At 44.1% G+C, this 12,988-nt stretch carries 10 protein-coding genes; 5 read left to right on the forward strand and 5 right to left on the reverse strand.

Annotated elements, in window-relative coordinates; all coding sequences use genetic code 11:
* Positions 1-75: 75 nt before the first annotated feature.
* The gene (fadR, locus tag OCV11_RS11405; RefSeq protein ID WP_261892972.1) at positions 76-915 is read right to left on the reverse strand and encodes a fatty acid metabolism transcriptional regulator FadR; all 840 of its coding nucleotides are present in this window, start codon (positions 913-915) and stop codon (positions 76-78) included.
* A gap of 729 nt (positions 916-1,644) precedes the next feature.
* Here fadR and nhaB point away from each other — a divergent pair.
* The gene (gene nhaB / locus OCV11_RS11410) at positions 1,645-3,234 is read left to right on the forward strand and encodes a Na(+)/H(+) antiporter NhaB (protein ID WP_261892973.1); all 1,590 of its coding nucleotides are present in this window, start codon (positions 1,645-1,647) and stop codon (positions 3,232-3,234) included.
* An 81-nt stretch (positions 3,235-3,315) separates the two neighbouring features.
* Positions 3,316-3,834 (forward strand): disulfide bond formation protein DsbB, encoded by a 519-nt coding sequence (gene dsbB / locus OCV11_RS11415; protein ID WP_261892974.1) that lies wholly within the window; start codon positions 3,316-3,318, stop codon positions 3,832-3,834.
* 86 nt (positions 3,835-3,920) lie between these two features.
* Here dsbB and OCV11_RS11420 read toward each other — a convergent pair whose 3' ends face one another.
* Both OCV11_RS11420 and lrp read right to left on the reverse strand, forming a co-directional pair.
* Positions 3,921-6,758: a DNA translocase FtsK gene (locus OCV11_RS11420; protein ID WP_261892975.1), complete on the reverse strand. Its 2,838-nt coding sequence runs from the start codon at positions 6,756-6,758 to the stop codon at positions 3,921-3,923.
* 183 nt (positions 6,759-6,941) lie between these two features.
* Positions 6,942-7,436, reverse strand: coding sequence for a leucine-responsive transcriptional regulator Lrp (lrp, locus tag OCV11_RS11425; protein WP_261892976.1), 495 nt, complete (start codon positions 7,434-7,436; stop codon positions 6,942-6,944).
* A gap of 155 nt (positions 7,437-7,591) precedes the next feature.
* Here lrp and ald point away from each other — a divergent pair, with 155 nt between their 5' ends.
* Entirely contained in the window at positions 7,592-8,710 is a 1,119-nt protein-coding gene (ald, locus tag OCV11_RS11430; protein WP_261892977.1) for an alanine dehydrogenase, read from the forward strand.
* Between the two features lie 37 nt (positions 8,711-8,747).
* On the opposite strand, the gene OCV11_RS11435 is transcribed toward ald, so the two are convergent.
* Positions 8,748-9,968: an SAM-dependent methyltransferase gene (locus tag OCV11_RS11435; RefSeq protein ID WP_261892978.1), complete on the reverse strand. Its 1,221-nt coding sequence runs from the start codon at positions 9,966-9,968 to the stop codon at positions 8,748-8,750.
* A 63-nt stretch (positions 9,969-10,031) separates the two neighbouring features.
* Positions 10,032-11,006: an HTH-type transcriptional regulator CysB gene (gene cysB / locus OCV11_RS11440; protein WP_261892979.1), complete on the reverse strand. Its 975-nt coding sequence runs from the start codon at positions 11,004-11,006 to the stop codon at positions 10,032-10,034.
* A gap of 303 nt (positions 11,007-11,309) precedes the next feature.
* Between cysB and OCV11_RS11445 the strand changes: the two genes are divergently transcribed.
* Both OCV11_RS11445 and miaE read left to right on the forward strand, forming a co-directional pair.
* Positions 11,310-12,074 (forward strand): DNA repair protein, encoded by a 765-nt coding sequence (locus OCV11_RS11445; RefSeq protein WP_261892980.1) that lies wholly within the window; start codon positions 11,310-11,312, stop codon positions 12,072-12,074.
* Between the two features lie 78 nt (positions 12,075-12,152).
* The gene (miaE, locus tag OCV11_RS11450; protein ID WP_261896290.1) at positions 12,153-12,923 is read left to right on the forward strand and encodes a tRNA isopentenyl-2-thiomethyl-A-37 hydroxylase MiaE; all 771 of its coding nucleotides are present in this window, start codon (positions 12,153-12,155) and stop codon (positions 12,921-12,923) included.
* The last annotated feature ends 65 nt before the right edge of the window (positions 12,924-12,988 follow it).

A 12,988-nucleotide genomic window follows, 5' to 3' on the forward strand; every position in this document is an offset into this window, starting at 1 on the left:
AATCGAAATAGCCATAAAAAAACAAGGCCCGCATTGAGCGGGCCTTATGCTATTTAATCCAGTAAAAACGTTAGATTAACAATCGTCTTCTGTGAAATTCGATGGCAATGTCTTTTTCATCTCATTCCACAAATGGGCACTCGCAATACCATAGTGACGAATCACATTAGGAAGTTGCTCGCTTGAGCCACTTTGACAAACTGACAACAGCTCTTTGTAGAAGTTAAGGGCTAACTCACAAGACTGTGGATTTGAAAAATAGTAGCTACCAACACGATCGTACAGTTTCTTCAAGCCATTAAAGATCAAACCATAAATCTGGTTACCTGAATGAAACGCTAAACGTTGAAACAGCATGTAATCGTAAAAGTTAAAGGTTTTAGCCACCAAAATTTGTTGACGTTTCTCTTCATCTTTTTCGCCATCGTCTTTCACTTCTTGTGCGATTTTATCCGCATAAGGTGATTGAGAGACAAACGCATCCCAAGATTCTGCACGGAGCAAAGCTTCACAGGAATCAATAACGTTTTTGATAGTGCGCTCAGCGTTATCGCGATTCACTTTAAAGGCATAACGCATAAAAATTGGACTGATATTAGTACGAGCAGCAAGAAGGTCTTCCACAATGCTCGTGGCATTGTCGGCGTCCAAAGTCATCAAGGTATCCAAAATATGAAGTCCAGAGGTTTCCATAAATTGGTTTACTTTAGTAGGCTTGCCGTGTTGGATGGTTAACCAACCATCTCGTGCCAATCGCTGTAATACTTCACGAAGTGTTGTACGAGTAACACCAATTAATTCTGAGAGTTCGCGCTCGGCTGGTAAAATTGAGCCAGGTGGAAAACGTCCATTCCAAATGCTTTCAATAATATATTTTTCTGCAAAACCTGCTGGGCTTTTTGCCTTAATGACCATTAAGTACTTTTCCGGTTTCTTTTAATTATCTATCGAATGAACTCATCATACCACTATAAGCCAACTAGCGGAAACGGCCCATCGATAAAGTTGTCAAAATGTCACACCCGTCATTGACAGATCTGATGATTTATTGCGATATTGTTAGTCTATGTAACTAAAATATAACGTATTTTTATGTTTCAAAATATTACACATTCACCGTTATGTGTTTACACTATAGACAACATTCACAATAACGCACCTATAAAAATACGATAACTCTCTCTAACTTAAAAAGTTTTTTGTGACATCAATCATAAGGATTGGATGCAAGATCACCAAATCGGTTTGGCGTGAACCGGCGGTTCAGTTTGTGATATGCTCGAAGTACTTTAGCAATGCTGTAGATAACAACAAAACGCTATAAAGCGGTTTTATTGTTGATTTTCTAGTCATTTCTCGCTCTTCGCGACGATATGTTCTACGTTTTATATAGCATCGCTTTTAGGGGTAGCTTGGGGCTAATCACTTCACATACACACTCAGGCTATTAATAGACCATTATTGTTTAGCAAACACACCGCTGATGTTGATGTACTATGCTTCGATATCTTTGGGTATTGCGTACGTTAGATGCTTCGCCAATGCGAAACGTCGCGGTGATATTCAACGATTAACGTCTCATCGAGTTCTCATAGTCAGTATTTAAGCAGTGTCTATTCATAACAACAGATAAGAGTAATCATCATGCCAATATCCCTAGGAAACGCTTTTATCAAGAATTTCCTTGGAAAAGCACCAGATTGGTACAAAGTTGCCATTATTGCATTTCTAATCATTAACCCTATCGTATTTTTCTTTATCAACGCCTTTGCTGCTGGCTGGTTACTGGTGGTGGAGTTCATTTTCACGTTAGCAATGGCGTTAAAATGTTATCCACTGCAACCTGGTGGCCTGTTAGCGATTGAAGCGATTGCTATCGGTATGACCAGCCCAGAACAAGTAAAACATGAGCTGGTTGCCAACATTGAAGTTCTTCTGCTGTTGGTCTTCATGGTGGCCGGTATCTACTTCATGAAGCAGCTACTGCTGTTCATCTTTACAAAGATTCTGCTTGGAATACGCTCAAAAATCGCTCTATCTGTCGCCTTTTGTGTGGCAGCCGCATTTTTATCGGCGTTCCTTGATGCGCTAACCGTTATCGCAGTGATCATCAGTGTGGCTGTCGGTTTTTATTCGATTTATCACAAAGTAGCATCGGGGCAAGGTACCAGTTCTAGCCACGACCATACCCATGATGAATCAATACCAGAGCTTACCCGCGACGACTTAGAGCAATACCGTGGTTTTCTGCGTTCTTTGTTGATGCACGCTGGTATCGGTACCGCGTTAGGTGGTGTAACCACCATGGTGGGTGAGCCACAAAACTTGATCATTGCAGACCAAGCAGGATGGCTCTTTGGCGAATTCTTGCTGCGCATGTCCCCTGTTACCGTGCCCGTTTTCATTTCTGGCTTATTGGTCTGTATCTTGGTCGAAAAATTCCATTTGTGTGGTTATGGTGCACAACTACCTGTTGCGGTACGCCAAATACTGAATGACTTTAACCAAGAAGAACGTAAAAACCGGACTAAACAAGACGTGGCAAAACTCATCATTCAAGCACTGATTGCTATTTGGTTGATTTTGGGTCTTGCGCTGCACGTCGCTGCGGTAGGCTTAATCGGTTTGTCTGTCATTATCCTTGCGACAGCCTTTACGGGCGTAGTTGAAGAGCATTCTCTGGGTAAAGCCTTTGAAGAAGCGCTACCATTTACCGCGTTGCTGGCGGTGTTCTTCTCCGTCGTTGCCGTGATTATCGACCAAAACCTGTTTACGCCAATTATCGATTGGGTATTACACATCGAGGATAAAGGTTCGCAGTTAGCGCTTTTCTATGTAGCAAACGGCCTGTTATCGATGGTATCGGACAACGTTTTCGTTGGTACGGTTTACATCAATGAAGTAAAAGCAGCGTTACTGCATGGGGTGATCGACCCAGATCAATTTGCCCTCTTAGCGGTTGCGATTAACACTGGGACAAACCTTCCATCGGTCGCTACGCCTAATGGTCAAGCTGCGTTCTTGTTCCTGCTGACCTCTGCGCTAGCGCCATTAATTCGCCTCTCTTACGGCAGAATGGTGATCATGGCATTGCCTTACACCATCGCACTTACTGTGGTTGGCTTGCTATCTATCGTCTTTTTTGTGGAACCGGCAACGGCGTATTTCTACGATTTAGGATGGATATCACACCACGCTATGCAAGCAGTAGGCACAGCAGTATCAAGTCATTAAAATTTGCCTTGGCAATGAAACTATTTCAAGATAAAAAGCTCTGAGATTTCAGAGCTTTTATTTTTAACCAAGGATGATCCTGTGAACATTCTCTCCACACTCAATACTTTTTCACGTCAGCGCAAAGCCTGGTTACTGTTACTCCTGTGCATTATTATTTTTGAATCTTGTGCGCTGTTTTTTCAACATGTTATGATGCTTGCACCTTGTGTGATGTGCATTTACGAACGCTTAGCGATGCTCGGTATAGGCTTAGCAGCTATAGTTGGTGCTATCGCTCCACAAAACAGCTTTTTCCGTTGGATAGGTTTGGCAGGTTGGGGCGTTGCAGCGATTAAAGGGTTAACCTTGGCGATGCAACATGTCGAATACCAGATGAACCCATCGCCATTCCATACTTGCGATCTCTTCGTTACTCTGCCTAGTTGGCTACCATTGAATCACTGGATGCCTTGGATGTTTGAAGCTTACGGCGACTGCAGCCAAATCGTATGGCAGTTTTTAACCTTATCTATGCCACAATGGTTAGTGGTTATTTTTGCGGGTAACTTAGTTGCTTTAGCTATCATCATCATCGCTCAATTTAGTCACAAGCGTTAATTGCAATAAGCCCCTACAAAATAAAAAGGGCGTTTATCTTCAAGATAAACGCCCTTTTATGTTTCTGAGTTTTAGCTTACAGACACTTAATCACGCATGGGTGCCGGAGCCAATACTTCTCGGTTACCGTTATGCCCCGGAGCACTTACTATCCCCTGAGCTTCCAGCTGCTCGACAATACGAGCGGCTCGGTTATACCCGATCTTAAAGCGACGCTGCACGCCAGATACTGAACCACGACGAGTTTCCACAACATGCTCTACCACTTGGTCAAACAGAGGATCAATCTCTTCATCTGATTCCATTCGCTCGCCCGGCAGCATCATCTCTGGACTTTGATCGCCGGATGTAATTTCATCGATGTAATTAGGTTTGCCGCGCGCTTTCCAGTTATTAACCACTGCATGCACATCATCATCCGATGCAAATGCACCGTGGACACGGATGGTATGGCTAGAACCTGGTGGTAAATAGAGCATATCACCCATACCAAGTAGCGATTCAGCCCCACCCTGATCAAGAATGGTTCGTGAGTCAGTTTTGGTTGAAACAGTAAACGCAATACGCGCTGGAATGTTGGCTTTAATGAGACCAGTGATGACATCTACCGATGGACGTTGAGTTGCCAAGATTAGGTGGATACCTGCCGCACGTGCTTTCTGAGCCAAACGTGCAATCAACTCTTCCACTTTCTTACCAACGACCATCATTAGGTCAGCAAATTCGTCAACGACCACCACGATATATGGCAGCTTTTCAAGCAATGGTGGCTCAGGATCCATACTGTCCCCTTCACGCCACAATGGGTCATGAATTGGATGACCGGCTTCTGCTGCCATTTTGAGTTTTTCGTTAAAGCCCTTAAGGTTACGTACACCCAATACAGACATTAACTTATAGCGACGCTCCATCTCGCCTACACACCATCTTAGTGCGTTAGACGCATCTTTCATGTCGGTTACAACTTCCGCCAAAAGATGGGGAATCCCCTCATAAACGGACAGTTCCAACATTTTCGGGTCAATCATGATAAAGCGAACATCTTCCGGCGTTGATTTATACAACATACTCAGAATCATGACGTTAACACCAACCGATTTACCTGAACCTGTGGTACCCGCGACTAACACGTGTGGCATTTTGGACAAATCGGTGACGACAGCATCACCGGCGATATCCTGCCCAAGTACCATAGTCGTGGGTGATTTAGAGCGTTCAAACTGTTCACTTGCAACCACATCTGATAGATAAACGGTTTGACGTGTGATATTAGGAAGTTCAAGACCAACGTATGGTTTGCCCGGAATCACTTCAACAACACGTACAGCAATTGCTGACAATGAACGCGCCAAGTCCATCGACAAACTCGAAATACGACTTACTTTCACACCCGGTGCTAAGTCGAGTTCGAAGCGAGTAATGACGGGACCAGGGAAAATATCCACCACTTTAGCTTGGATTTTGTAGTCGGCCAGTTTTGACTCAACCAGACGTGCGATTTCTTCCAACGCAGCACGGTCGATGAAATCTTCACGCTTTTCTGGGTGATAAAGTAGTTCAAGAGTTGGCATAGGTTCTGCGGGTTTCGGCAATACCGTCTGCTTTTGCATCAAAAATGGGTTTTGACTCGCTGCGGCATTGGTTTGTGCTTCTGCCACCAAGTTTTGGAAAGCTTTTACATCTTGATCCGGCTCGTCATCATCATCCGCTTGGTCTGCAATGTAGAAATCCGAGTCACTATCATCATCGATATCAAGATGGGAAATACTAGGTCCCACATCGTCATCGGCATCGATAGAAAATTCAGTTTTAGCAAGCTCATCCTCGTCGTCATGCCAAGGCATCTCTTCATCATACTGATTCGTTTGAGATTCGACTTGTTGAAGAGATTCAACAGCATAGTCATCGTGCTCACGCGCATCCATATCCAGTTCAGCGATAGTGGCATTGAGCTGCTTACTACGTGGCATCTCATCCTCATCGTCCTCATCATAGGTGTAAGTAGGCTCAGGTTGAGCATGCTGTGGCTCAACAACGGCTCTCTCTCTACGTTCAGGAACATGAATATTAAATCGACGCGCCGTCTGCACCACTTCTGCATACTCATCTTCATCAGCAACTGGAGCGACGCCATCCCCCTGCCCTTGCGCGACAAGTTCAGGTTCATCATCAAGATTGGCAGCGATAAGCGGATCATGTTCTGCAGGCGTATCAATAACAGCAAGGTCACCTGCAATGTTAGGTTCAGCAAGATGAGGGGTAATAACTTCTTCTTTTTCACCACGCATGCGATTGGCTAACCATTGGAAACCGCTGATGCATTTTTCACCGAGACGCTCAACAATACGTAACCAGGAAATCCCCGTTAGCAAAGTAAAACCTGCTCCCCATAAAAACAGCATGGCAAGCGTCGTACCTAAAACGTTCAGCGTTGGAATCGAGAGGCTGGTAATGACATCACCAATCACCCCCCCAGAAGAGAAATACCAAAGGTCATCAAAGTTGATGTCAGCTAGTGCGCAACTGGTTAGCATGAGCACAATCAGCCCCAGCAAACGGGTGCCCCAGAGCATCAAATCAACAGGTTCATCCACCGACCGTTTACGCAGAGTAATCCACGCACCTAATGTCAGCAGAAATGGAATTGGATAGGCCAGTGATCCAAAAACAAAAAACAACGTGTCCGCCACCCACGAACCTAGCAGGCCACCTGCGTTGTGGATATTGCTTCCCCATGCAGTTTGCGACCAAGAAGGATCGGCGGGGTTAAACGTAAATAGGGATACGGCCAATAGAACTGACGCCAATACAGCTAGAATCAGTCCACACTCTTTTAATCGTTCGACACCATTAAGACGAAAGATCGGTGATAGCTCACCGGTTTTCACTATGGTCTCTACTTTTTTCTTGTTCTCTTTGAACATAAACCAACTTGATTATGACTTGAGCCAATATGGTAAACAATATACGCATATTCTGGGTGTGAAAACAGTCCGAGCGGCCGAAGCCGCTCGATTTGTCAAAAGATTTAACCATACCTAGGTCAAAAACCCAATTAGCCAAAGTCAGAATGTGGCAAGAAGTTGCACTTTTTAGGGCAACTTCGCTTAACGAGTTTTAATTACCAGTTGGTTGGATTGTTTGACTTCTTCCATTACCACGTAAGTACGAGTGTCGTTCACGCCAGGCAAACGCAGTAGCGTATCCCCAAGCAGTTTACGATACGCACCCATATCTGATACGCGTGTCTTTAAAAGATAGTCGAAATCACCGGAAACAAGGTGACACTCTTGAATATCATCCAGCTTTTGCACTGCCGTGTTGAATTGTTCAAACACATCTGGAGCACCACGGTTCAGAGTAATTTCAACAAACACCAGTAACGAAGCATCCAGATATTGTGGATTCAGTAATGCTGTATAACCTGTGATATAACCTTGACGCTCAAGACGTCGTACACGCTCCAAACACGGTGTAGGTGAAAGCCCCACGCGCTTGGATAACTCTACGTTTGAAATACGACCATCTTTCTGCAACTCATTGAGTATATTGCGGTCAATACGGTCTAAATCCTTGGACGGCTTCTTATAGTTGTCTACCATTTTTTATTCCACCTTATTACTTCCTTGCAAACATATATGCTACAACTTATTAAAATTTAGCATCAAATATAAACAACCAGCAACTATACTAGTGTTAAATTCGTACTAACACTCTATAAATAGTTAATACAACCATACTTTTTCGAGGGGGCAGAATGATCATTGGCGTGCCGAGAGAAATCAAGAACCACGAATACCGAGTCGGAATGGTTCCTGCTAGTGTCAGAGAACTGGTCTCACACGGTCACCAAGTGTATGTAGAAACAAATGCCGGTAACGGCATCGGCATTTCAGACGATGACTACATCGCTGTAGGTGCATCCATTCTACCCAAAGCTGCAGACGTCTATGCGCTCGCAGATATGATTGTAAAGGTTAAAGAACCTCAAGCTATCGAAAGAACTTTGCTAAAAGAGGGGCAAATATTATTTACTTATTTGCACCTTGCTCCAGATTTTCCACAAACTGAAGCGCTTATCAAGAGCAAAGCCATCTGTATAGCCTACGAGACTGTAACAGATAATATGGGTCGGCTACCACTACTAGCCCCAATGTCCGAAGTCGCTGGAAGAATGTCCATTCAAGCAGGTGCGCAAATCCTTGAAAAATCCCAAGGTGGGCAGGGATTGCTACTTGGTGGTGTTCCCGGCGTCGCACCAGCCAATGTCCTTATTCTTGGCGGTGGGGTCGTTGGAGCTAATGCAGCACGAATGGCTGCGGGTTTGCGTGCCAACGTCACAGTACTCGATCGCCATCTTGACACATTACGTCGGTTAGACCAAGAGTTTCAGGGGCGAATTCAATTACTTTATTCCACAAAAGAGGCAATTGAGCAACAAATACTCGGTGCGGACCTCGTCATTGGTGCGGTTTTGATACCTGGAGCGGCAGCACCAAAACTTATCACAGCAGATCATATCCGCCAGATGAAGCAAGGAGCAGCGGTTGTCGATGTAGCAATTGACCAAGGTGGGTGTTTTGCAACCTCCCACCCGACAACCCACGATAACCCGACATTCATCGTTGACGGTGTCGTACATTACTGCGTCGCCAATATGCCCGGAGCTGTGGCAAAAACATCCACCTATGCACTTAACAATGCCACGCTCCCCTACATCATAAAGTTGGCAAACTTAGGCGTGAAAAAAGCTCTATTGCAAGATGAAGGATTACGTAATGGACTGAATGTCTATTTAGGACATATCACATGCCAAGAGGTCGCCGTCGGCGCTAATTTACCTTATGTGTCAGCATTAGAACTGCTCAACAATTAAAACGAACCAAAAGCTCCTGATAGCGACTCACTGCTTATCAGGAGCGTTTTATCCCTTGAATGAAAAAATTGCGCGGGGTAATGGCACGTGAGCAAAACTCACTGACCGTGACATCGTAACCATGCTCGTCAAGGAACAGCATGCGATCGAGTACTAACCACCACTCCAATAAACGACGAAATGCCCCTTGCACTGCACTCAACTTTTCCATCAATTGGAATTGCTGCTCGCCAATGCTTTGGTAATGACACCAATCCACTGCTGCAGGCAATGTCCAGCCTTTCTCATCACAAGCCCATCGGCAAAAATGCGTAAAGCCTAAATCGAGCAATGATTTTTTGATACTGGGGACTGTTTCATAATCGCCAAAACCAAGCACATCTTTGCCTAGTGCTTGAAACCCTAGGCGATACACCATTTCCGTTTGGCGATGACGCCGTACACGCTCTCCCCCAGTTACCGTCTCTTGTAGGGGAATACGTAATTCATTGCGCGACAGTAACAAAGCACTTTGCTGCGCCGTCACAGATAGGGGTTGATAGGATTCGCTCTTAATCAAATGGTAACAGCACGGAGAAAACGAGATTGCTTGACAGTGATGCTCAACCGCATGTTTGAGCATCACCGTATGTAAATCGCCACAAGCGTGCAAAGCGACAACGTGTGCTTTAGATTCAAAGAGTGTCTTGGCATTCGCATCAAATGCATCACCTTGCACAAAGCACATCGGCAAATGCTGCTGATCAGCAAATGCTTGCCCATCGTTACATAATGCTTGCTGAAATTCGAAACTGACTACCGGAGCTTGATAACGATAAGCCAGTAATCGGCCAAGATATCCTTTGCCTGAACACCACTCAAGCCATGGTCCTTTAACGCCAGATTGGCGATCAATTTCTTGAGTGATCGCCAGAATCTGAGCCATTTTACGCCCTGGAACACCGGTCAATAATCGAGACTCAGCACCCTGTGGCTGTTGGGCTATTTCTGTCGGCAAAACAAAACTGTTCAGAGAGTGTTGCAACTCAACTATTTCAGGAAAAAACGGACTTAACTCGGCAATGTGAAGTTTTGCGTCATCTTGTAATGCTTCAACGTGTTTGAGATCAAGCTTAGTGAGCCAATCGATCAATTGAGGCATGTTCTGCTGCCATGCGCTAGGATAGCCGAAATGCAGAGACTGTAAAAAAGGTTCAAAGCGCCAAAAATCTTGTTGTCGCAGCAAAAACTCAGTGAGTTGGTTAAAAGTCGCTTTCATACCGCCCCCAAAACGTCAGTGGCGGTATTCTAGAAGTCAGAAAAAAAAACTCAATCGAAATTGCTAGCGGGTCGGTAAAACAATGTCTTTAAACATCTCATTAATTTCTGAGTTTGATTTGAGTGTTATCGCTTGTTCAACCACGGGACGAGTTAAATGCGGCGCAAACAACTGCATAAAATCAAACATATAAGAACGTAAAAAGGTGCCACGACGAAATCCAATACTCGTAGTGCTATCACCGAACATATGCCGAGCATCGATAGCGACTAAGTCGCTGTCGGCAACCTTATCGATTGCCATACTGGCAACAACACCCACACCAATGCCCATGCGCACGTAGGTCTTAATGACATCAGCATCTGTCGCAGTAAATACAATGCGTGGTGTTAACCCTTCGCGATGAAATGCAGCATCCAACTCCGAACGCCCAATAAAACCAAAGACATAAGTGACTAAAGGGTATGCAGCTAAATCGGATATGGTCACTTTTTCTTTGGTAGCAAGAGGATGGTCTTTAGGAACCACAATCGAGCGATTCCAACGGTAACATGGGAGCATAACGGCATCTTCATAAAGGTGCATTGATTCCGTTGCAATCGCAAAGTTAGCTGAACCTTTAGCAATCGATTCAGACATTTGCGCTGGCGTTCCCTGATGCATGTGCAGTGACACGCGAGGATATTGATGAGTAAATTGTTTAATGGCGGAAGGAAGTGCGTAGCGGGCTTGAGTATGGGTGGTAGCGATGTGAAGTGACCCCATTTGCGGATGGGTGTGCTCTCCTGCGACAGACTTGATGCTCTCCACTCGTGACAAGATTTCCGTCGCTATCCGTACTATTTCATCTCCAGCATGCGTGACTTGCGTGAGATGCTTGCCGCTTCGTTCAAAAATCTGTATCCCCAGTTCATCCTCTAACATCCGAACTTGCTTACTAATACCCGGCTGAGACGTATAGAGACTCTCGGCCGTCGCTGAGACGTTTAGGTTATGATTAACCACCTCAACAATGTATTTTAATTGTTGTAACTTCATGAACTATCCCGATTTTCCCTAAAGTGGACACAATACTTATGACACCGTATTTATATGAAATAGTTATATCGTGTTCATGCTGCTTTTCAAAGGATAAACCGCAATTAGTTGCAACAATTCTTAATCTTTTTATGCATCCTATGGAAAAATTGCCAAGTGTCGCCCAAACTCAACATTCAGATACGGCTTTCTGTTGATAAAACAGTAATAATGAAAAATGTAAATTTGTGGGTGTGTTGATTAGCACGGATAGTGTATCCTTGCTAGTTGTTGGTCATTCGAAATAATGAAGACTTGGATTATATGAATATTGGTTTAATCATCGCTCTAGTTGCTGTATTGCTCATATTGGTGCTAGGTTACAACATTATGCTCCAGTATAAAGTGCGTCTAGAAACCACAAAGAAGCAGGAAGCGGCAAAATACATTGCTATTATCGATGCAACAGAAGATTTGATCGGTAACGCGCATCACATGCCATTTAGTAAAGATCTCCTCGTTTGTCTGAACACCAGAATATTGGATGCTCTCGAGACGATGTATGAGATAGATCCCAAAGACAAAAATTTGGAACAACGAATTGCCAATATGCGCAATCAAGTGGACCAACTAAAAGCGAATCATCCTGGCGGTGAAAGCACCTCGTTCAAAGTCCCAAGCAGCGATAAACAAGCGCTATTGATGCTGAAGTTGGTAAAACGCCTGCGTGACACCATTCGCAGCGAACACAATAAAGGTCGTTTTGATACTCAATCGTTCGTTGCTGAAAACGCACGTCTTGAAAACATTCAGATCAAAATCAACATTGAGAACGTCATCAAACGTTCCAATGATGCGATTGTGCGTGGCCAACCAGGAACTGCGTTACAACTGCTACGTAAAGGTATTGACGTATTGAGCGCAAAAAATGACGCTTACTCAAACCAAGCACGCGAAAAACTTCAGACGATGTATGACGAACTGGAAAAACGTCGTCAATCTAAGAGCGAAGCAGAACTTCACCAAATCGAAGCCAATGAACACGATAGTGACATGGAAGCGCTCTTCGGTGAGAAGAAAAAATGGTAACATTAAGCCTCGTTTAACAGGCATCATCACTTATTTAAAGGCCGTCAACGACGGCCTTTTTTACTGCTTATTATTATGATTATTCAAGAAGACGCTATCCAACAATTGCTCCAACCCATCAATCAGTTTTTGCAATGCTCAACCCCTGATGAATGGATCACTGAAGCGCGAAAACCAGAAAACTTACGTGTATTACTGCTCGATCACTTGCTGTGTGAACTCAAAGCAGGTCAATCCGCCATGTACCTTATTCGTAAATACGCTGTTGATCAGACCAGCCAACATTCATTGTTAGATTGGTTTAAGCCTTATGAGGATTTCGCCTACCGTGATTTAGGCTCGATTGAAACATTGAAAGGGAAAAGCCAAATATCCAAAGCTATCATGGCAAAATCGGATTCGCCCTATAGCCAAGATTTGATTGATAAAATGGTATTACTCATCAAAGAGGAGCTTCACCACTTCTATCAAGTACTTGAGATTATGGAGCAACGTGGTATCGCGTACGAATCGATTCCTGCAAGCCGATACGCTAAGGGCTTACTTTCTCATATGAAGACTCATGAGCCACAAACACTTATCGATAAATTGATAGTAGGTGCTTACATTGAAGCTCGTTCTTGCGAGCGATTTGCTAAGCTTGCCCCTTATCTTGATGAAGATATGGCACGATTTTATATCTCTTTGCTACGCTCAGAAGCTCGCCACTATCAAGACTATTTGACCCTTGCAGAACAAATCGCAGGAAAAGATATTAGTGAACGTATTGCTTATTTCGGACGTGTAGAAGCAGAACTCATTTCAACTCCCGATCAAGAGTTCAAATTCCACAGTGGTATCCCCGCATAATTTGCGAAGCACACCAATGAAAAAAGGGCAGTATGAATACTGCCCTTTTCGTTTAGTAATCAATA

This window comes from Vibrio porteresiae DSM 19223, from assembly GCF_024347055.1.
Taxonomy (GTDB): Bacteria; Pseudomonadota; Gammaproteobacteria; order Enterobacterales; family Vibrionaceae; genus Vibrio; species Vibrio porteresiae.

Coding starts and splice junctions, on each gene's coding strand:
- OCV11_RS11420 (WP_261892975.1), bottom strand. CDS start 6,758: ATGTTCAAAGAGAACAAGAAAAAAGTAGAGACCATAGTGAAAACCGGT.
- nhaB (WP_261892973.1), top strand. CDS start 1,645: ATGCCAATATCCCTAGGAAACGCTTTTATCAAGAATTTCCTTGGAAAA.
- OCV11_RS11435 (WP_261892978.1), bottom strand. CDS start 9,968: ATGAAAGCGACTTTTAACCAACTCACTGAGTTTTTGCTGCGACAACAA.
- fadR (WP_261892972.1), bottom strand. CDS start 915: ATGGTCATTAAGGCAAAAAGCCCAGCAGGTTTTGCAGAAAAATATATT.
- OCV11_RS11445 (WP_261892980.1), top strand. CDS start 11,310: ATGAATATTGGTTTAATCATCGCTCTAGTTGCTGTATTGCTCATATTG.
- ald (WP_261892977.1), top strand. CDS start 7,592: ATGATCATTGGCGTGCCGAGAGAAATCAAGAACCACGAATACCGAGTC.
- lrp (WP_261892976.1), bottom strand. CDS start 7,436: ATGGTAGACAACTATAAGAAGCCGTCCAAGGATTTAGACCGTATTGAC.
- cysB (WP_261892979.1), bottom strand. CDS start 11,006: ATGAAGTTACAACAATTAAAATACATTGTTGAGGTGGTTAATCATAAC.